The organism is Bradyrhizobium sp. GW821-FHT12B03, from assembly GCF_058807535.1.
Genome location: NZ_JBXAQU010000019.1, coordinates 125,106 through 145,086, shown reverse-complemented (window position 1 = coordinate 145,086; position 19,981 = coordinate 125,106). Strand labels below are relative to the sequence as shown.

General features: G+C 63.6%; 20 protein-coding genes. 9 read left to right on the top strand and 11 right to left on the bottom strand.

Annotated elements, in window-relative coordinates:
• Positions 1-8: 8 nt before the first annotated feature.
• From hisA to hisB, 4 genes are all read right to left on the bottom strand, one after another.
• Positions 9-752 carry a 1-(5-phosphoribosyl)-5-[(5-phosphoribosylamino)methylideneamino]imidazole-4-carboxamide isomerase gene (gene hisA, locus AC1RUR_RS29820; protein ID WP_492850680.1) on the bottom strand — a complete coding sequence of 248 codons (744 nt, stop codon included), beginning with the start codon at positions 750-752 and terminating at the stop codon, positions 9-11.
• Positions 740-1,390 (bottom strand): imidazole glycerol phosphate synthase subunit HisH, encoded by a 651-nt coding sequence (gene hisH, locus AC1RUR_RS29815; RefSeq protein ID WP_492850678.1) that lies wholly within the window; start codon positions 1,388-1,390, stop codon positions 740-742. The genes hisA and hisH overlap by 13 nt, the downstream gene beginning before the upstream one ends.
• The gene (locus AC1RUR_RS29810) at positions 1,387-1,917 is read right to left on the bottom strand and encodes a DUF2628 domain-containing protein (RefSeq protein WP_492850677.1); all 531 of its coding nucleotides are present in this window, start codon (positions 1,915-1,917) and stop codon (positions 1,387-1,389) included. Before AC1RUR_RS29810 ends, hisH begins: the two co-directional genes overlap by 4 nt.
• Positions 1,918-1,983: 66 nt before the next feature.
• Positions 1,984-2,577, bottom strand: coding sequence for an imidazoleglycerol-phosphate dehydratase HisB (gene hisB, locus AC1RUR_RS29805; RefSeq protein ID WP_492850675.1), 594 nt, complete (start codon positions 2,575-2,577; stop codon positions 1,984-1,986).
• A gap of 202 nt (positions 2,578-2,779) precedes the next feature.
• On the opposite strand from hisB, the gene hslV reads away from it, so the two are divergent.
• From hslV to AC1RUR_RS29785, 4 genes are all read left to right on the top strand, one after another.
• Positions 2,780-3,340 (top strand): ATP-dependent protease subunit HslV, encoded by a 561-nt coding sequence (hslV, locus tag AC1RUR_RS29800; protein WP_492850673.1) that lies wholly within the window; start codon positions 2,780-2,782, stop codon positions 3,338-3,340.
• Between the two features lie 243 nt (positions 3,341-3,583).
• Positions 3,584-4,192 carry a DUF2585 domain-containing protein gene (locus tag AC1RUR_RS29795; protein WP_492850757.1) on the top strand — a complete coding sequence of 203 codons (609 nt, stop codon included), beginning with the start codon at positions 3,584-3,586 and terminating at the stop codon, positions 4,190-4,192.
• Positions 4,193-4,244: 52 nt separating this feature from the next.
• A complete protein-coding gene (hslU, locus tag AC1RUR_RS29790; protein WP_492850671.1) occupies positions 4,245-5,549 on the top strand; it encodes an ATP-dependent protease ATPase subunit HslU in 1,305 nt (434 codons plus the stop codon).
• A gap of 198 nt (positions 5,550-5,747) precedes the next feature.
• Positions 5,748-6,872, top strand: a complete 1,125-nt coding sequence (locus AC1RUR_RS29785) for a hypothetical protein (protein WP_492850669.1) — start codon at positions 5,748-5,750, stop codon at positions 6,870-6,872.
• A 126-nt stretch (positions 6,873-6,998) separates the two neighbouring features.
• Here AC1RUR_RS29785 and AC1RUR_RS29780 read toward each other — a convergent pair whose 3' ends face one another.
• Genes AC1RUR_RS29780 through AC1RUR_RS29770 form a run of 3 tightly spaced genes read right to left on the bottom strand, consistent with a single transcriptional unit; the run spans position 6,999 to position 9,800 of the window.
• Entirely contained in the window at positions 6,999-7,589 is a 591-nt protein-coding gene (locus tag AC1RUR_RS29780) for a Smr/MutS family protein (protein ID WP_492850667.1), read from the bottom strand.
• Positions 7,586-9,127, bottom strand: coding sequence for a murein transglycosylase A (gene mltA, locus AC1RUR_RS29775; RefSeq protein ID WP_492850666.1), 1,542 nt, complete (start codon positions 9,125-9,127; stop codon positions 7,586-7,588). The genes AC1RUR_RS29780 and mltA overlap by 4 nt, the downstream gene beginning before the upstream one ends.
• Positions 9,105-9,800 carry a Tim44/TimA family putative adaptor protein gene (locus tag AC1RUR_RS29770; RefSeq protein ID WP_492850664.1) on the bottom strand — a complete coding sequence of 232 codons (696 nt, stop codon included), beginning with the start codon at positions 9,798-9,800 and terminating at the stop codon, positions 9,105-9,107. Before AC1RUR_RS29770 ends, mltA begins: the two co-directional genes overlap by 23 nt.
• Positions 9,801-10,216: 416 nt before the next feature.
• Between AC1RUR_RS29770 and secB the strand changes: the two genes are divergently transcribed.
• Entirely contained in the window at positions 10,217-10,702 is a 486-nt protein-coding gene (secB, locus tag AC1RUR_RS29765) for a protein-export chaperone SecB (protein ID WP_492850662.1), read from the top strand.
• Between the two features lie 22 nt (positions 10,703-10,724).
• Here secB and dnaQ read toward each other — a convergent pair whose 3' ends face one another.
• Genes dnaQ through AC1RUR_RS29745 form a run of 4 tightly spaced genes read right to left on the bottom strand, consistent with a single transcriptional unit; the run spans position 10,725 to position 13,562 of the window.
• The gene (gene dnaQ, locus AC1RUR_RS29760) at positions 10,725-11,441 is read right to left on the bottom strand and encodes a DNA polymerase III subunit epsilon (protein WP_492850660.1); all 717 of its coding nucleotides are present in this window, start codon (positions 11,439-11,441) and stop codon (positions 10,725-10,727) included.
• 29 nt (positions 11,442-11,470) lie between these two features.
• Entirely contained in the window at positions 11,471-12,070 is a 600-nt protein-coding gene (gene coaE, locus AC1RUR_RS29755; RefSeq protein ID WP_492850755.1) for a dephospho-CoA kinase, read from the bottom strand.
• A 23-nt stretch (positions 12,071-12,093) separates the two neighbouring features.
• Complete coding sequence (locus tag AC1RUR_RS29750) at positions 12,094-12,702, bottom strand: Maf family nucleotide pyrophosphatase (RefSeq protein ID WP_492850753.1); 609 nt, start codon at positions 12,700-12,702, stop codon at positions 12,094-12,096.
• A gap of 20 nt (positions 12,703-12,722) precedes the next feature.
• Entirely contained in the window at positions 12,723-13,562 is an 840-nt protein-coding gene (locus AC1RUR_RS29745) for a pyruvate, water dikinase regulatory protein (RefSeq protein ID WP_492850658.1), read from the bottom strand.
• A 519-nt stretch (positions 13,563-14,081) separates the two neighbouring features.
• On the opposite strand from AC1RUR_RS29745, the gene hemJ reads away from it, so the two are divergent.
• The 4 genes from hemJ (at position 14,082) to mnmG (ending at position 19,971) form a co-directional block, all read left to right on the top strand.
• Positions 14,082-14,504 carry a protoporphyrinogen oxidase HemJ gene (hemJ, locus tag AC1RUR_RS29740; protein WP_492850656.1) on the top strand — a complete coding sequence of 141 codons (423 nt, stop codon included), beginning with the start codon at positions 14,082-14,084 and terminating at the stop codon, positions 14,502-14,504.
• Positions 14,505-14,751: 247 nt separating this feature from the next.
• Positions 14,752-16,017, top strand: coding sequence for a transcription termination factor Rho (rho, locus tag AC1RUR_RS29735; RefSeq protein ID WP_011083462.1), 1,266 nt, complete (start codon positions 14,752-14,754; stop codon positions 16,015-16,017).
• 316 nt (positions 16,018-16,333) lie between these two features.
• Entirely contained in the window at positions 16,334-17,671 is a 1,338-nt protein-coding gene (gene mnmE / locus AC1RUR_RS29730; RefSeq protein ID WP_492850654.1) for a tRNA uridine-5-carboxymethylaminomethyl(34) synthesis GTPase MnmE, read from the top strand.
• Positions 17,672-18,090: 419 nt separating this feature from the next.
• The gene (gene mnmG, locus AC1RUR_RS29725) at positions 18,091-19,971 is read left to right on the top strand and encodes a tRNA uridine-5-carboxymethylaminomethyl(34) synthesis enzyme MnmG (RefSeq protein WP_492850652.1); all 1,881 of its coding nucleotides are present in this window, start codon (positions 18,091-18,093) and stop codon (positions 19,969-19,971) included.
• Positions 19,972-19,981: the final 10 nt, after the last annotated feature.

Sequence of the window (19,981 nt, the reverse complement as noted above, 5' to 3'; positions counted from 1 at the left end):
GAGGTCTCCTAGCCGCGCGCGTTACGGATCAGGGTGAGAGCAGAAGCCGGATCAAGCCGGCCGTCATAAAGCGCGCGGCCGGCGATCGCGCCCGCAAGCTTTTTGGCGCGCGGGGTCAGCATCGCCTTGACGTCATCGATCGAGGCGAGGCCGCCGGAAGCAATCACCGGAATCGAGATAGCATCGGCCAGCGCGATGGTCGCGTCCAGGTTCAGGCCCTTGAGCAGGCCGTCGCGCGCGATGTCGGTGAAGATGATGGCGGCAACGCCGGCATCCTCGAACCGCTGTGCGATCTCCAGCACCGTGACCTGCGAGGTCTCGGCCCAGCCCTCGACCGCGACCTTGCCGTCACGGGCATCGAGGCCAACAGCGACGCGGCCGGGGAATTTCTTTGCCGCCGCCTTCACCAGCTCGGGATCGCGCACCGCGGCGGTGCCGATGATGACGCGCGTGATGCCCTTGGCGAGCCAGGCTTCGACGGTGGCGAGATCACGAATGCCGCCGCCGAGCTGCACCGGGATCGGAATCGTCTTCAACATCGCCTCGACCGCCTGCGCGTTCACCGGCTTGCCGGCAAAGGCGCCGTCGAGGTCGACGACGTGGAGATATTCAAAACCCTGCTCGACGAAGCTCTGCGCCTGCGCTGCGGGATTGAGGTTGAACACGGTCGCGCGCGCCATGTCGCCCTGCTCGAGGCGCACGCACTGGCCGTTCTTGAGATCGATCGCGGGAAAGAGAATCACGGCTTCCATCGCAAAAAGTTCGAGATCAGGGCCAGCCCGAAGCGCTGGCTCTTCTCGGGGTGGAATTGCGTGCCGATGGCGGTGTCCTTCGCGACGATCGCGGTGACAGGCCCGCCGTAGTCGGCGCGCGCGAGCACATCCGCCTCGTTGGCGGCGTTGAGGTGGTAGGAGTGCACGAAATAGGCGTGCTGGCCCTTGGGACCGAGCGGCAGCCTCTCCAGCACCGGGTGCTCCCTGAGCATGTCGAGCGTGTTCCAGCCCATGTGCGGAATCTTCAGGCTTTCGTCGCGCGGCGTGATCTTCTCGACGTCACCGCCGATCCAGTTCAGCCCTTGCGTGATGACATGCTCCTTGCCGCGGGTGGCGAACAGCTGCATGCCGACGCAGATGCCGAACATCGGCCGCGCCTTGACGCGTACCGCTTCGGTGATCGCCTCGACCATGCCGTTGACGGCGTCCAGCCCGCGCCGGCAATCGGCGAAGGCGCCGACGCCCGGCAGCACCAGGCGATCGGCACTGTAGGCCCGGTCCGGATCGCTGGTGACGAACACCTTCTGCGGATTCTCCAGGCTGCGCGCGGCGCGCTCGAAGGCTTTCGCGGCGGAATGCAGATTGCCGGAACCGTAATCGATGATGGCGATGCTCATCTTGACCCTCCCGGTTCTGGAAACAATCCAATGATGCCGCCGGCCGGAAGCGGCGGCGGGTTCGAGAATTGCTGGCCCGGCGTGTTGCGGGTCGGCGGCGGGCCGCCGCGATCGACGGCCCATTGATCGTTGACGATGCCGTGCTGCTTCTGGCTCCAGCGCTCGAAGAAGCGACGCTCGGCGGTGTCCTCGTCATCGGCGATGACGATATCGAGCTGACGCCACTTGCCACGCGACAAGGTCCAGCGGCGCAGGCTCGAAGCTTCCAGACCCATCAAGAACGCTACGATGAGATCGGCGAAGAAGATCGACGAGCGTCCGACACCGAGACTGGACAGCCCCGCGTTGAACGCGGCGACAAAGATCACCCAGCCGATCAGCACCAGCCACAGCCTGTTCCACAGCAGCCAGAACGGGCCGAAAATCATCGCCCAGAAATGGAAGCCGTCGCGCACGAACACGAACTTGTCGGTCGCGCGCAGATCGGCTCCGCCAGGGGAGGGAGCATGAACTGTGTAGACAGGCATGGTGATGCCCCGTTCCTAGGAATTCAATGATGCCGCCGGCAGCGTTTTGCCACCGAGACGCAGATGTCAGCCGCCGAGCGAGCCCTTGGTGGACGGAATTTCGCCCACGGCCTTGGGATCGATCGCGACCGCCGCCCGTAGCGCCCGCGCCAGACCCTTGAAGCAGGACTCGGCGATATGGTGGCTGTTATCGCCATATAGGGTCTCGACGTGGAGAGTCACGCCGGCATTCATGGCGAAGGCCTGGAACCACTCGCGGACCAGCTCGGTGTCGAACTCACCGATCTTGTCGCGGGGGAAATCGGCCTTGAACACCAGAAACGGGCGGCCCGAGATGTCGATGACCACGCGCGACAGCGTCTCGTCCATGGGCATGTGCACGCCGGCATAGCGGGTGATGCCCGCCATGTTGCCGAGCGCCTGCTTGACTGCCTGGCCGAGCGCGATGCCGGTGTCTTCGGTGGTATGGTGATGATCAATGTGCAGGTCGCCGACCGCCTTGACCGTGAGGTCGATGCGGGAATGGCGGGCGAGAAGATCGAGCATATGGTCGAAAAAGCCGATGCCGGTCGCGATATTGGACACGCCTGATCCATCGAGGTTCACGGTGACCTCGATGTCGGTTTCCTTGGTCTTGCGCTTGATCGTCGCGGTGCGCATCAAAACTAGCTTTCATCCTAGTTCGGGGAGCCGAAAACGGGGGTCTTTTAACAGCCCCATGACACCTTCGCTACTGCGGGAACGGCCGGCCGGGCCTCTACTTCTGCCTATGGTGAGCGAAATGGGCCCGGAGCGGCCCGTTGTGCGCAGGTTGTCCCTTTGGCCTCGACCGCCTAAATCAGGCCGGACAACGAGGTACTTCATGCAGAATTCCCAGAACAGCTCGCCGGTCTGGCACGGCACCACGATTTTGACGGTCCGCAAGGGCGGCAAGGTGGTGGTCGGCGGCGACGGCCAGGTCTCGATCGGCCAGACCGTGATCAAGTCCAACGCCAAGAAGGTCCGCAAGCTCGGCAAGGGCGACGTGATCGGCGGCTTTGCCGGCGCGACCGCCGACGCCTTCACGCTGTTTGAGCGGTTGGAAGCCAAGCTCGAGCAATATCCGGGGCAATTGACCCGGGCCGCGGTCGAGCTCGCCAAGGACTGGCGTACCGACCGTTACCTGCGGCGGCTGGAGGCCATGATGATCGTGGCCGACAAGGATGTCTCCCTGGTGCTGACAGGTACCGGCGACGTGCTGGAGCCCGAGGCCGGGGTGATGGCGATCGGCTCCGGCGGTAACTATGCACTATCCGCGGCGCGGGCCCTGCTGGACACCGACAAGGACGCCGAGACCATCGTCCGCCGCTCCCTCGACATCGCCGCCGACATCTGCGTCTACACCAACCGCAATGTGACCATCGAAAGCCTGGCGACCGACTGAGTCATTTGTCTGAACCCTGGATCTGCACACTGGCTGTAACCTCTCCCGCTTGCGGGAGAGGTCGGCGCGAAGCGCCGGGTGAGGGTTTTCTCCTCTGGGGGAATCCCTTAGCGGAGACAGCCCTCTCCCCACCCCTCTCCCGCAAGCGGGAGAGGGAGCGCAGCATCGCTCCGGTTGCGCATGACGGCCTCTCACTGCAATGATGCGCGCCCCATGACCATTGCCGACGGCGCCAAGCGAAGCATGAGCAAGTCGATTCCCCCAGCCTACTGGGTCGGCATCGCGTTGTTGCTGCTGGCGCTCCAGGCCTCGATCCTGTTCGCGATGGGACGGGTGCCGATCTGCGCCTGCGGCTACGTCAAGCTCTGGCATGGCGTGGTGAACAGCTCGGAGAACTCCCAGCACATCGCCGACTGGTACAGCTTCTCGCATGTCCTTCACGGCTTCCTGTTCTACGGATTGACCTTTCTGCTGTTCGCGCGGCTGCCATTGCTGCGGCTGCCTCTTCCAAGCCTGTCCTGGCCGGCCCGGCTGATCATCGCCATGCTGATCGAGGGCGCCTGGGAGATCGTCGAGAACTCGCCGTTCATCATCGAGCGCTACCGCGCCGGCACGATCTCGCTCGACTATTTCGGCGACAGCATCGTCAATTCGGTGTCGGACAATCTGGCCATGATGCTGGGGTTCCTCGCCGCACGCGTGCTGCCTGTTACCGTGACCGTGCTGCTCGGGCTCGCCTTCGAGACCATGCTGGCGCTCCACATTCGCGACAATCTGACGCTCAACGTCCTGATGCTGATCCATCCGATCGAGGCCGTGAAGCAATGGCAATCCGGGCCGCCGATCATCTGACGGCTGAAAAAGCGACTTGTCCCGGCCCGCATCTGATCCTAGCTAAGGTCCCATGACAGACTTCTCTCCCCGCGAAATCGTATCCGAACTCGACCGTTTCATCGTCGGCCAGGCTGACGCCAAGCGCGCCGTCTCGATCGCGCTGCGCAACCGCTGGCGGCGGCAGCAGCTCAGCGGCTCCTTGCGCGAGGAGGTGCTGCCGAAGAACATCCTGATGATCGGACCGACCGGCGTCGGCAAGACCGAGATCGCACGGCGGCTCGCCAAGCTTGCGAATGCGCCTTTCCTCAAGGTGGAAGCGACTAAATTCACCGAGGTCGGCTATGTCGGCCGCGACGTCGAGCAGATCGTGCGCGATCTCGTCGAGGTCGCGATCGCCCAGGTGCGCGAGAAGAAGCGCAAGGACGTTCAGGCGCGGGCGCAGCTCGCCGCCGAGGAGCGCGTGCTCGACGCCCTGGTCGGCGCCAATGCGAGCTCGGCGACGCGGGAATCCTTCCGCAAGAAGCTGCGCGCCGGCGAGCTCAACGACAAGGAAATCGAGATCGAGACGCAAGGCGGCGGCAGCGGCATGCCGATGTTCGAGATCCCGGGCATGCCCGGCGCGCAGATGGGCGCGATCTCGATCGGCGACATCTTCGGCAAGCTGGGGGGCCGCAGCAAGACGCGGCGGCTGACCGTGGAAGGCTCGCACGAGCTCCTGGTCAACGAGGAATCCGACAAGCTGCTGGACACCGATCAGCTCACGCTGGAAGCGATCAGCGCGGTCGAGAACAACGGCATCGTGTTCCTGGACGAGATCGACAAGATCTGCGCCCGTGACGGCCGGGTCGGCGGCGACGTCTCGCGCGAGGGCGTGCAGCGCGATTTGCTGCCGCTGATCGAGGGCACCACGGTCTCGACCAAGCACGGCGCGGTGAAGACCGACCACATCCTGTTCATTGCCTCCGGCGCCTTCCATGTCGCCAAGCCGTCGGACCTGTTGCCGGAATTGCAGGGTCGCCTGCCGATCCGCGTCGAGCTGCAGGCGCTGACCCGCGACGACATGCGGCGCATCCTCACCGAGCCCGAGGCCTCGCTGATCAAGCAATATGTCGCGCTGATGCAGACCGAGGGCGTCACGCTCGACATCACCGACACCGCCATCGACGCGCTGGCCGACGTCGCTGTCGCCGTCAACTCCACCGTCGAGAACATCGGCGCGCGGCGGCTCCAGACCGTGATGGAGCGGGTGCTGGACGAGATCTCCTTCACCGCCCCCGACCGCAGCGGCGAGACCGTCAAGGTCGATGCCGATTTCGTGCAGAAGCACGTCGGCGACTTGGCCAAGAACGCGGATTTGAGCCGGTTTATTTTGTAATTTCCTGCCAGTCCGCTATCTATCCGCCGTCGTCCCGGCCTAGTGCGCAATTGCGCACGGGGGCCGGGACCTATAACCACCAGCGGTTATTGTTGGAAAAGATAGCGGCTCCAGCATTGGATCAAAACGAACATTCGTGGCTATGGGTCCCGGCCTGCGCCGGGACGACGGCGGAGTTTTGTGCGCGGCGGGTGTCGCTTGCCCGCTAGCATCCGGCAAAACCCCTGGCGCCTGCTGCTCGCAATCAACGCAGCGGTGATCGTCGGCGTGTTCGTCCACAAGATCCAGCTGCCGCCTTATGTCCCCTACATCCACCTCCTCGTCGACTACCATTTCGGCTTCATCAAGCGCGCGCTGATCGGGGCCATCGTCGCGCTGTTCGCGGACAAGGTGCCGGTCTGGCTGGTGTTCGCGATCGGCGGGGTGACGTGGCTGCTGACGCTGGCGCTCTTCGTCAGGTTGTTTCAAAAAACCTTCGGCTTCACCGCGAAGACGCTGCCGCTGTTCGTCTTCATCGCGGGATCGCCGTTCTTCCTGAAGAATTTCATGCACACGCTCGGCCATTTCGACATCTATGGCTGTGCGCTGGCGATCGTCCTGCTGCTGATGCCGGCGGGCTCATTGCTGTTCGTGGCAACGGCTGCGCTGTTCTCGATCATTCTCGTGCTGATCCATCACATCCATCTGCTGATGTATGTGCCGACCATCGTCGCCATCGTCGTGGTCAGGCACTATCTCGCCTGCGGCTGCAATCGCAGCAACGTCACTTTCGGTACCATCGCCCTCCTTCTCGTCGCCGCGCTGTTCTTCGCGGCACAATTCCTGGGAACGATGCCGATTCCGGAAGCGGATTTCGTCGCATATCTGAAGACCCGGATGGCCGATCCAGTGCGGACCGACCTCTTGCAATTCAGCTACATCTGGTACCAGCCGCTGGCGAAGGAGCTTTCGGACACCTGGGGCCGGCTGCCGCACAACATCCTCGGCGTGCCGGTGTTTGTTCTCTTGATCTGGCTGCACACGCCGCTATGGCGCTATTTTGCGAACCTGATCGGCGCGCTCGCAAGCGAGACGCACCGGCGCCTCGTCATCGCCGCGCTGATCGGCATCAGCCTTGCCTATCTCGTGATGTTCGCGATGGTGTTCGACTATTCGCGCTGGATCTCGAACTGGGCGGTCTGCATGTTCCTGATCCTGCATGCGGTGAAGACGCTGCCGGCCGCAGGCGAAGCTCCGCCGATTCCAGCGGAGGACCAGAAGACAAATATGTTCGGCCTCATCCTCACGCTGATCCCGCGCGTCGGAATCGTGCGGCCGTTTTAGACGGTGCGCTCCCTCTCCCGCTTGCGGGAGAGGGTTTTCTCCGCGAGCAAGAACCCCCAAGAGGAGAGAACCTTCACCCGGCGCTTCGCGCCGACCTCTCCCGCAAGCGGGAGAGGTGTAAAACAACTAAAACCTCGCCCGGCGAATTCGCACATACAGCGCGCCCTCGCCGCCATGGCCGATATGCGCCGTCTCGAAACCGACGACGAAGGCGCGGAATTCCGGCAGGCTCAGCCATTCCGGCACCTGGCGGCGCAGCACGCCGCTTTCGCCGCCGCTGCGACCCTTGCCGGTGATGACGAGCACGAAGGTCAGGCCGTCGTGATGGGCGCGGTGCAGGAAGCCGGTCAGGGCGCGATGGGCGCGCGTCTGGGTCATGCCGTGCAGGTCGAGCCGCGCCTCGATCTCGCTGCGGCCGCGCGACAGCTTTGTGCGCTCGCGCTTGCCGAGCGGCGCCAAAGGTGGAACGGACGGCTTGATGGCGCGCGGCGCCGGTGCAGCGGCAATCGGACGCGGCGATGGCGCTGGTCGCGTGGCCGGCGCTGCCGGGGAAGGCTCCGGACGCGGCGCCGGATGCGCCTTCGCCGCGCGATGCTTCCGCAGCGGCTTGACTTGTTTTGCGACCGTATCCCACAGCGCGCGCTCGTCCTCGCTCAACGCGCGGCGGCGCGGCGAGGGGCGAGGCTCCAGCACGGGCGGACGGGACGATCGCTTCATTGCTGCCGATGGGGACGATTCTTCACGGGCCGCCGCGGCTCCTGGACGGGCTCGATCACGGGTCGCGGCACCGGCAACGGGACAGGGCTGGCGACAGCGACCGTCTCACCTTTGCCTGGCGCCACGGCTACGGCCGGAGCTGCCGGCTTGGCCTGATCCTTGGCAGGTTCGGTTTGCGGAAACAGTTTTGCGATTTTCTGCGACGGCCGCGGATCCGGCACCGGCAACTTCGCTGCGCGCACCGTGGGATCGAGGCTTTTCGGCACCAGCATCACGAAATGCATGGGGTGGCGGAGCCGGCCCGAGACGCGGCCGGCATCCGCGCCCGCGCCGAAATACAGATCGGCGCGCGCGGGCCCAATGATGGCCGAGCCGGTGTCCTGCGCGATCATCAGCCGATGGAACGGCGTCTTGGCGCGCTCCGAGTCGATCGGCAACTCGCCCTCGATGAAGAACGGGGTGCCGTAGACATGCAGCGACTTGTCGACCGCGATCGAGCGGCCGGCCGTCAGCGGGATGCCCTGCGCGCCCACCGCCTCGTCCTTGTCCGAGAGATTGACCTCGCGGAAGAAGATGTAGGCGCGGTTCTGGCGGCGCAGCTCTTTGGCGCCGTCAGGATTCTGCGCCATCCACTCCCTGATCTTCTGCATCGACATCTCCTCCTTCGGGATGATGCCGCGCTCGATCAGGATGCGCCCGACCGCCGTGTAGGGATAGCCGTTATAGGCGTCATAGTTGAGGCGGAGCGTCGTGCCGTCGTCGAACTTGATCCGCGCCGAGCCCTGGATTTGCGCGAACAACAGATCGGTCGGGTCCTTCAGCCAGGCGATCTCCAGCCCGCGGCCGGCGATCTTGCCGTCCTCGATCTCGCCGCGGTCGTAATAGGGCACCAGCTTGCGGCGGCCGATCTTGCGATAGACCGGGCCCTTGTTGGGCAGGCTGACCGAATCCTGCTTGTAGCCGCGCACGAACAGGTTCGAGGGCCGGCGATAGACCGGGACATTGTAGACATCGGTCTGCGTCCGTGAGCCCTCCAGCACCGGCTCGTAATAGCCGGTGACGAAACCGTCGGGCTCGCCGAGGCGCGAAATGCGCAGTGGCGCAAAATTCTCCTCGAAGAAAGTCTTCGCCTTGGCGTCGTCGGCGAGCTCGAGCGATTTGGCGGCACGGCACGGCTCGCTCAGCGATGCCCCCAGAGCCTTCGGTTCGGAAGCACCGGTCTGCGCGTTGATCGACCGGCAGCTCGCGCGGAACGTCTTGTAGGCGGCGAGATGATCGTCGTCGCTCCAGCCCTTCACATCGGCCCAGGCCAACGGCAGATATTGCGCGCCTGATATCTCGAACGGCAGGGGGAGCTGCGGATAGGGCAAGGCCCGCGGCGGGATCGCAGGCAGTTCCGGAAGATGGTGATGATGGCTGCGGTAGTGGCGCCGCGCCGCCTCGGCGCCGAGCGAAAACGACGACAGCACGACGACGCCCGCGCAAAGCGCCGTCGCGCTGGTCTTCAGGAAGACCTTAATTCGCGCTTCCGGTGCCAACCAGCTTCCAGTTCGGATCGCGAGAGGTGGTGTCGCGGGCGAAAGTCCAGATGTCGGTGATGTCGGCGACCGTGTCGGCGCTGCCGTCGACGATGTTGCCGGCCTTGTCGCGGGTGGCCGAGATCATCTGCGAGACGAAGCGGATGGTGAGCTGGGCGGTGCGGTCGCGCAACTCGGCGCCGACGAGCTCGGCCTTGTCGATCGAGACGAAGCGCGTCTCGGTCTTCTGCTCGTTCTTTTCACGTTCCTTGATCGCGCTGTCGAAGCTGTCATAGACCTCCGACGACAGCAGGTCTTTCAGCGAACGGCGGTCGCCATTGGCGAAGGCCAGCACGATCATCTCGTAGGCGCCGCGGGCGCCCGAGATGAAGTGACGCGGATCGAAGGTGGAATCCTTGTCGACGATGGCGTCCAGACCCTGCGCGAGCGCGGTGCCCGGCTCGGCCAGACCCTTCCAGCGGTCGGAGGGCGGGGTCGGCTCGACCGTCGGCGCCAGCGGGGCCTGGTCGATCACCTTGCCCGGCATGGTCACGACGTTCTTGTCCTGGGCACCCTGCAGTGCGTTGCGGTCGAACGGCGGCCGCTCGTTACCGGTGCGCTGCCCCAGCACGCTGCGCAGCCGCAGAAAGATAAAGACCGCCAGCGCCAGGAAGATGATGGTGTAGATGTCCACGTGGTATTCGCTTTCTGGTCTTCTCTAGAAGGAGCGGCCTAAAAGGGTCGTCGCCGGGAAAATCAATCCGGCCAGTAGACCGTTCCATACCGGAACGGCAAGTCTACAGCACCATTTTAGGTCCGCACGTCAGGTCCGTGGGATGTAGGCACGAAATCTAGCCCGGCCAATGGCGCCTTTTGGCACAGCGCGGAGTGTAGCGCGTTTTATGCTTAAGGGGAAACCCGATCCTGCCCGGAAATCGCGCATCTTCAATCGTTTAAGGCGCGATTTCGTCGAGAGGCCGGGGAGAATGTCACAGTTGTGACCGCGGCCCGGGCAGCCGATCCGGGGCCGTTCGTCCTTGTGGAATGAGGCAGCCCTATGTTAGCCAACCGCCGCGAAATTCAGCCCAAATCGGGTAAGGAGAGACTTTCATGACCAACGGTAACGGCACCCCTCCCGAGGCGGCCCAGGCTCCCCAGCTCAACGTGCTGGCGCAATATACCAAGGACCTCTCGTTCGAAAATCCGAACGCGCCGAGCTCGCTCCAGCAACAGAGCCAGCCGCCCCAGATCAACATCCAGATCAATGTCAGCGCCAACAATCTCAGCGAAACCGAGTTCGAGGTGACGCTGTCGGTCGAGGGCAAGGCCGAGACCGCGGGCAAGGTGATGTTCTCGTTCGAGCTCGCCTATGCCGGCGTGTTCCGCATCGCCAACGTGCCGAAGGAGAACCTGCACCCGCTGGTCATGATCGAGTGCCCGCGCCTGCTGTTCCCGTTCGCCCGTGAGATCATCGCCACTGCCGTGCGCGACGGCGGGTTCCCGCCGCTGATGCTGGACCCGGTCGATTTCGTCGGTCTGTATCGCCAGAACATGGAGCGGCAAATGGCCGCTCAGCCGACGAGCGGCCAGGCCTAACTGACAGGCCTAACTGACAGGCCTAACCGGCCGCAGGGGCAGCTGGAGCGGGCAGAAACTCGTTCCAGATCGCCTTGTCGCCGAGCGTCGCGATGAAGGCCCTGTGGGCCTCGCGCTCGGCGTCTGAAATCCGCGGCGCGAGCGGCACTGTCCGCTGCCGCCGCGGCGCATCGCCGGCCGCATTGACTCTGTTGTCCTCGGCTTCCGAAGCCAGCAGCAACTGCGACTGCCGCGCCCCCACCAGATCGACATAGACTTCGGCCAGTAGCTCGGCGTCGAGCAGCGCGCCGTGCTTGGTGCGATGCGAATTGTCGATCGCATAGCGCGAGCAGAGATCGTCGAGCCGGTTGGACACGCCGGGATGCTTGCGCCGCGCCAGCAGCAGCGTATCGACCAGCCGCTCGCGCGGAATCGCCGCACGCTTGATCCTGTCGAGCTCGGCATTGATGAAGCTGATGTCGAACGAGGCGTTGTGGATCACCAACGGCGCATCGCCGATGAACTCCAGAAACGCATCGACGACCTCGTGGAACAGCGGCTTGGTCGACAAAAATTCGGCTGACAGCCCGTGCACCGCAAAGGCTTCCGCCGGCATGTCCCTCTCAGGGTTGATGTAGACGTGATACGTCTGCCCCGTCGGCATCCGGTTCAACATCTCGACACAGCCGATTTCGACCAGGCGATCGCCGCGAAGCGGATCGAGGCCGGTGGTTTCGGTATCGAGAACGATTTCGCGCATGATTTTAAGACGCCGTGTAAGGCAGCGAATCAGGCTCGCCGCTGCGGCATCTTAACGACCTCGGCCAGGATGTGCGCAATTTGCGCCCGCACCGGCTCAAGTCCGTGTGACGTATCCACCACGAAATCGGCCCGCTTGCGCTTTTCCGCGTCGGGCGTCTGCTTGGCGATGATGGCATCGAGCTTGGCTTCGTCCATCGTGCCCCGCGCCAGCACCCGCTCGCGCTGGAGTTCCGGCGAAGTCGTCACCACGACCACGGCGTCGACCCGCTTCTCGCCGCCGGTCTCGAACAGCAGCGGAATATCCAGCACCACGACCGGCGCGTTGGCGGCTTCGGCGTCGGCAAAGAATTTTTTCCGGGAGGCACCGAGCATCGGATGAACGATCTGCTCGAGCTGCTTGATCGCGGCGGGATCATGTACGACGCGCGCCGACAGTTTGGGCCGATCGACCTTGCCGTTCGCGGTGGTGCCGGGGAAGGCGGCTTCGATCGCGGGGGCTGCCTCGCCCTCGTAGAGCTGATGAACGGCGGCATCGGCGTCGTAGACGGGGACGCCGGCCTCCGCGAACAATTTCGCGGTGGTGGATTTGCCCATCCCGATCGAGCCGGTCAGTCCCAGGATCCGCATCAGCGCCCAGCCATCTCTGTCGTTCACACCGCAACTAGCCGTTCGCGCCGCAGGAACGCAAGCAGCGGCAGCAGCGGCAGGCCGAGAATGGTGAAATGGTCGCCCTCGATTCGCTCGAACAGATGAATGCCGAGACCTTCGAGCTGATAGGCGCCGACGCTGGTCGTCACGGCATCGCCGGCCGCGTCGAGATAGGCCGAAAGCTCTGCCTCACTCATCTGTCGCATGGTCATGCGGGCCACCGAGACGTCCTCGAAGATGATCATGCCGCCGTGTGCCACCGCCACCGCCGAATTCAGCTCGTGGCTGTTGCCGGCGAGATCGCGCAATTGCGCCATTGCCTGCGCGAGGCCTGCGGGCTTGTTGAAGAGACGATCGCCAAGCGCCAAGGTCTGATCGGCGCCGATCACATGGCTCTCAGGATGGTGCGTCGAGACCGCCTTGGCCTTCTCACGCGCCAGCAGCAGGGCGATCTCGCGAGGGCTCGAAAGTCTTGACGCAGCCTGAATGCCGCGCTCGTCGATATCGGCGGTGACGGCCTCGAATTCGAGCCCGGCATTGGCCAGCAGCATCTTTCGCGCGCTGCTCTGCGACGCCAGGATCAACGGGGATTTGCCGCGCCACAGGCCCATCTCGAAAACTAGCCCCAAGTCTATTCAGAAGGCCGGTTGCGCTGGCGATCGCTGTAGAGCTTCATGATCGCCGCGGCGGTTTCTTCGATCGATCGCCGCGTGACGTCGAGCAGCGGCCAATCGTGCTTGGCGCTGAGCTTGCGGGCGAACGCGACCTCCTCGGCGACCGACTGCTTGTCGGTATAAGTGTCGCTGCTGGAATCGGCGCCCATCGAGAGCAGCCGGTTCTGACGGACCTGGATCAGACGTTCCGGCGTCGCGTGCAGGCTCACCACCAGCGGCCGCGTCAGCGTCTCCAATTGTGCCGGCACCGGAATGCCCGGCACTAGCGGCACGTTGGCAGTGCGGATGCCGCGATTGGCGAGATAGATCGACGTCGGCGTCTTCGAGGTACGGGAGACACCGACCAGCACCACGTCGGCATCGTCGAGGCCTTCGACATGCTGACCGTCGTCGTGGATCATCGTGTAGTTCAGCGCATCGATACGCTTGAAATATTCCGCGTTGAGCACGTGCTGCGCGCCGACGCGCCCCGTGGTCGCCGCGCCGAGATACGCCTCGAACAACTGCATCACCGGGCCGATGATCGACAGGCTCGGAACATTGATCCCCTTGCACTTGTCCTCGAGCCGGGAGACCAGGTCCTTCTCGAGCAGCGTGAACAGCACGATGCCCGGCGCCTCCTCGATCTCGTCGAGCACCCGGTCGAGCTGCTTCTGGCTGCGCACCAGCGGATAGACATGCTCGACCGGCGTGACGTTGGCGTACTGCGCGGCGACGGCCCGCGCGACGGTGATCAGCGTCTCGCCGGTGGAGTCGGACACGAGGTGCAGATGGAAATAATTGTTCGAGGTCGGCACAAAAACTCTTTGTATGAGGACGGTGTGGTGTGTGGATTTCTGTGGAGCTTAACCCCTCGGAAAGGGTTGCGCGACACCGGGGGCGGGACAAGTGCCAATTTTCTTCACACCACTGCCCGTCAGGACAAGTCTGACACCCCGTCGAGAGGGAAACGGGATTGCGCGGATAATCCCCTTGATAAGCTGTCGACAGGCGCACGCAAGCCCTTGAGCCCGGATGACTTATCGGAACAGCCAAGGCTTGCGCGGGATATGTCGATGGATGTGAACAAGCACGCGTGAAACGGCGGATGGAATTGTGTGAGTCCAATCCACGGTCACTAAGACTCAAACCTTAAGATTCTAAAAGTTTAGGTTTAGATAAGCCGAGCGCTCGGATAAGTGTGTGCTCCCATCTATGAATGAAGTCTTACTGAACACGTTCCATCCACCGTTTGGTGAGCAGAAGCGCTCTCGAGCGAAGCGGATACTGCTTCGCCCCAAGAAAACGCGTCGAAACGAGCAAGAGAGGCCGCCGGCATGTACGAGTGGATCAAGGCGCTGCATGTGATCGCCGTCATCTCGTGGATGGCCGGCATGCTCTATCTGCCGCGGCTGTTCGTCTATCATTGCGAGGCGGACGTCGGCTCCAGGCAGTCGGAAACGTTCAAGATCATGGAACGCCGGCTGCTGAAGGCGATCATCAATCCGGCCATGATCGTCACCTGGCTCGCTGGGCTCTATCTTGCCTGGTCCGGCCACTGGTTTGCATCGCCTTGGCTGCACGTAAAACTGGCACTGGTCCTGGCGCTATCTGCGGTCCACGGCTTTTTTTCGCGCTGGCTGAAGGATTTTGCTGCCGACCGGCGTCCGCGAAGTCAGAAATTCTATCGTATTATCAACGAGGTGCCGACCGTCCTGATGATTTTGATCGTCATCATGGTGATCGTGAAACCGTTCTAGGCATCGATCGTGAATGATCGCTCAGCGCTTCGGCTTGCGGAGTGTGGGGCGATTTTCTATATTGGCGACATCCCACCCAACGCAGGCGGATGTGGTTGTGTCTGAGCTTTCCAGAGGCCGGACACCGCATCAGGTTTGAAGCCTCATCGGCACTCACCTTGCCAGACCTGCGGACCTTATCTTCTCACGTCCGCATTTCCGAGCCTCCTCGCACCCCCTCCCAAGGTTACCCCACAGGACCACCCCAATGCGGGAAATTAAACTCCAGGACCTCAAGTCGAAGACGCCGGCCGAGCTTGTCTCGTTCGCGGAAGAGAACGGGGTCGAGAATGCCAGCACCATGCGCAAGCAGGAGCTGCTGTTCGCCATCCTCAAGCAGCTTTCGCTCGCCGAGACCGACATCGTCGGCGAAGGCGTCGTCGAAGTGCTCTCCGACGGATTCGGCTTCCTCCGCTCGCCCGATGCCAACTATCTGCCGGGCCCGGATGACATCTATGTTTCGCCTTCGCAGATACGCCGTTTCGGTCTGCGCACCGGCGACACCATCGAAGGCCACATCCGCAGCCCGAAAGAGGGCGAGCGCTATTTCGCGCTGCTGAAGGTCAACACGCTCAATTTCGAGGACCCGGAAAAGGCCAAGCACAAGGTCAATTTCGACAACCTTACGCCGCTGTTTCCGAATCAGCGTTTCCGCATGGAAATCGACGATCCGACGCGAAAAGACTTGTCTGCAAGGGTGATCGACATCGTCGCGCCGATCGGCAAGGGCCAGCGCGCACTGATTGTCGCGCCGCCACGCACCGGCAAAACGGTGCTGATGCAGAACATCGCGCACTCGATCACGCACAATCATCCCGAATGCTATCTGATCGTGCTGCTGATCGACGAACGTCCGGAAGAAGTCACGGACATGCAGCGTTCGGTGAAGGGCGAGGTCGTGTCCTCGACCTTCGACGAGCCCGCGGTGCGCCACGTCCAGGTCGCCGAGATGGTGATCGAGAAGGCAAAACGCCTGGTCGAGCACGGCCGCGACGTCGTCATCCTGCTCGATTCGATCACGCGCCTCGGCCGTGCCTACAACACCGTGGTGCCGTCATCCGGCAAGGTGCTGACCGGCGGTGTCGACGCCAACGCGCTGCAGCGTCCGAAGCGCTTCTTCGGTGCCGCCCGCAACATCGAGGAGGGCGGCTCGCTCACCATCATCGCGACCGCGCTGGTCGATACCGGCAGCCGCATGGACGAAGTCATCTTCGAAGAGTTCAAGGGCACCGGTAACTCCGAACTGATCCTCGACCGCAAGGTCTCGGACAAGCGGACCTTCCCGGCGATCGACATCTCGCGCTCCGGCACCCGCAAGGAGGAGCTCATCACCGATCCTCAGGTGCTCAAGAAGATGTACGTGCTTCGCCGCATCCTGAACCCGATGGGCACCATGGACGCGATCGACTTCCTGCTCGACAAGCTGCGCTCGACCAAGAGCAACTCGGAGTTCTTCGACTCCATGAACACCTGAGTGCAGTGCAGCAAAGGATTGGAGGGCGCCTTCGGGCGCCCTTTTCTTTTGTGCGGCTTTGCTGCAGCGAGGGTGCAGCATGGCGAGCGGTCTGATGTCTGACCCGGGTTTTAGGTAATCTGTTGATATATCTAGATAATGATTGACTTGAGCTAGGTCCGTTGTCTGCGACAGAGAGACTTTTGCAGCAAAATGCTGCGGATATATTGCAGCGCAATAAGGGCCTTTTGCTGCGGGAAATGGTGCAGCAAATCGCTCCTGACATATCGACCGCAACAGGTATTTGCCTTTTCCCCGGCGGCCGGACAAATAGGCCATGCACCCGCGAGACCAGACCATCTTTGCGCTGTCGTCCGGCCGTCCGCCGAGCGCGATCGCCGTGGTGCGCATCTCAGGCGCACAGGCGGGCCTGGTGCTGACGGCACTCGCGGGCAAGCAACCGGCGCCAAGACAAGCGAGCCGGCGGTTGCTCCACGACGGCCAGGGCGAGCCGATCGACGACGCCGTCGTGCTCTGGTTTCCGGGGCCGGCGAGCGCGACCGGCGAGGATATCGCCGAATTTCACGTCCATGGCAGCCGTGCGGTGCTAGCGGCGCTCCTGGCCGCTATTTCTAAAATTCCGAATACACGGGCGGCCGAGCCTGGCGAGTTTACGCGGCGCGCCTTCGAGAACGGCAAGCTCGACCTGACTGAGGCTGAAGGCCTCGACGATCTCATCCATGCCGACACCGACCGGCAGCGACGCCAGGCGCTGCGTCAACTGCAAGGTCTGCTCGGCAATCGCGCGCGCGATTGGCGCGCGCGCATCATCGAGGCGTCGGCGCTGATCGAGGCCGGCATCGATTTTTCCGATGAGGGCGATGTGCCGGCGGAGCTGAGGGCGCCGGCGGTGCAAGCGATCGAGGCGCTGCACGGCGAAATCGCAAAAGTCCTTGCGGCACAGGGACATTCTGAACGGCTGCGCGATGGCCTTGTGGTGGCGATCGCCGGCACGCCGAACGTCGGCAAGTCGACGCTGATCAACCAGCTGGCGCGCCGCGACGTCGCGATCGTCTCGCCGCATGCCGGCACCACGCGCGACGTGATCGAGGTGCAGCTCGATCTCGATGGCTATCCCGTCACTGTGATCGACACCGCCGGCATTCGCGAGACCGATGATCCGGTCGAGCAGGAAGGCGTGCGCCGGGCGCGGGCGCGGGCCGAGGATGCAGATCTCGTGCTGTGGCTGGTGGAGGGGGAGCAGGCAGCCGCTCCGGCGGTGATGCGTTCGCTGGGGACGTCCGGCGGCTCGGTCTGGATCGTGCGCAACAAGATCGATCTCGGCGGAGTCGGGGAGGCCGCACCGCGGGGCGAGTTCGGGATCTCGGCGAGCCGGGGTGACGGGATTCGCCAGCTGGTCGACGCCCTCGTGAGGTTCGCTGCGGAGTTCTTCGGAACGAGCGAGGGTGCATTGGTGACCCGGGCCCGCCAACGCGATCTGCTGCGCCAGGCTTCAGACAGCTTGCGTCGGAGTCTGGAGCTTGTAGAAGACGGCGAAGAGCTGGCGGCCGAAGAGCTGCGGTCCGCCGCCTATGCCCTGGGACGGCTGTTGGGCCGGGTGGACGTCGAGGACGTTCTTGGCGCGATCTTCCAGAAATTCTGCATCGGAAAGTAGTGCTAGTTCTTCATTGTAGAACTAGCGTTTGTTCCATTGCTTGGTGTTTTCACGTGAAACAAGGTTTGGAGGTTCCATGCTGTTTCACGTGAAACGTTCGGAACCCCAGCCCCGTCATTGCGAGGAGCCCTTGCGACGAAGCAATCCAGGGCGTCTCCGTGGCGGCAGTCTAGATTGCTTCGCCGCGCTCGCAATGACGGAGAGCGGGGCCCATCCTGGTCGATCACTTGCGTGTATCGTGGCTGCGCGACTGATCTTGTTTCACGTGAAACAATAGCTCCTCCAACGCCCTTCCTACTGTGCATGGGGTTGTTTTCACGGAACCGTCTTGGGCCGCCTCGGTCTCCGTTTCACGTGAAACACACGCCTCACCCAGTTTCTACTTCCGGCTATCCTTCCTCTGAGCTAGAAGTCCGCCCATGCGACCAGAGCGAGAGAGCTTCGACGTCATCGTGATTGGCGGCGGCCACGCCGGCTGTGAAGCCGCGGCCGCCTCTGCCCGGATGGGCGCAAGAACCGCCTTGGTGACGCATCGTTTCTCCACCGTCGGCGCCATGTCCTGCAATCCCGCCATTGGCGGTCTCGGCAAGGGTCATCTGGTCCGTGAAGTCGATGCTCTCGATGGTCTGATGGGCAGGGTAGCCGATGCCGGAGGCATCCAGTTTCGTGTCCTCAATCGCCGTAAGGGTCCCGCGGTTCGCGGCCCCCGGGCCCAGGCCGACCGGAAGCTTTATGCCGCCGCTATGCAGTCCGCGATCCGGGGGACCCAGGGTCTTTCCATCATCGAGGGCGAGGCCGACGAGCTGATCGTGGTCGAGGGCCGGGTGACTGGCCTGCGCCTGGCCGATGGCCGGGAGTTTGGAGCCGGGGCCATTGTCGTCACCACCGGTACCTTCCTGCGTGGTCTGATCCATCTCGGTGAGAAGAACTGGCCAGCCGGCCGGGTCGGCGAGGCCCCGGCAATGGGTCTTTCGGCCTCCTTTGAGCGCGCCGGCTTCACCCTTGGACGGCTGAAGACCGGGACGCCGCCGCGTCTGGACGGGACCACGATCGACTGGTCCGCGGTCGAAATGCAGCCCGGAGACGAGCCGCCGGAGCCGTTCTCGGTGATGACGGAGCGGATCACGACCCCGCAGATCCAGTGCGGGATCACCCGGACGACATCTGCGACCCATGAGGTGATCCGGGCCAACGTCCATCGCTCCCCGATGTACTCCGGCCAGATCAAGAGCTCCGGGCCGCGCTATTGCCCCTCGATCGAGGACAAGATCGTCCGGTTTGGCGACCGCGACGGCCATCAGATCTTCCTGGAGCCGGAAGGGCTCGACGACAGCACCGTCTATCCCAACGGCATCTCGACCTCGCTCCCAGAGGAGGTCCAGCTCGTGATCCTCGCCACCATTCCCGGCCTGGAGCAGGTGAAGATGGTCCGCCCGGGCTACGCCATCGAATACGACCACATCGATCCCCGCGAGCTCGATCCGACCCTCCAGACCAAGCGTCTGCGTGGTCTGTTTCTGGCCGGACAGATCAACGGCACCACCGGATACGAGGAAGCTGCCGGCCAAGGCATTGTAGCCGGCCTGAACGCGGCTTTGGCCGCGAGCGGGGCCGCGTTGACGGTGTTCGACCGCGCCGATGGCTATCTCGGCGTGATGATCGACGATCTCGTCACCCGCGGGATCAGCGAGCCCTATCGGATGTTCACCTCCAGGGCCGAATACCGGCTGACACTGCGGGCCGACAATGCGGACCAGCGGCTGACCGAGAAGGGGATCGCGCTCGGATGCGTCGGAAGCGCCCGGACCCTGCACCACCGGTCCAAGATGGACGCTCTGAACGCGGCGCGGACGCTCTCGAGGTCGCTGACCATCACCCCGAACGAGGCGATCAAGCACGGGCTGTCCCTCAACCGCGATGGTCAGCGCCGCTCGGCCTTCGAGCTGATGGCTTATCCTGATATCGGCTGGAGCCAGGTGCGTGCCATCTGGCCGGAGCTATCGGCGATCGATCCCGTCATCGCCAGCCATCTCGAGATCGACGCGAAGTACGACGTCTATCTAGAGCGCCAGAGCGCCGATGTCGAAGCTTTCCGGCGCGACGAGGGGATGGTGCTGTCGGAGGTCGATTACCAGCTGGTCCCCGGTCTCTCCAATGAAGTCCGCGCCAAGCTGGAGAAGGCGCGACCGTTCACGGTCGGCCAGGCCGGCCGGATCGACGGCATGACGCCGGCCGCGCTCGGCATTCTCGCGGCTTATCTCCGCCGGGAAGCACGGAAGACTTCCAAGGCAATTGCATAGGCGTTTCACG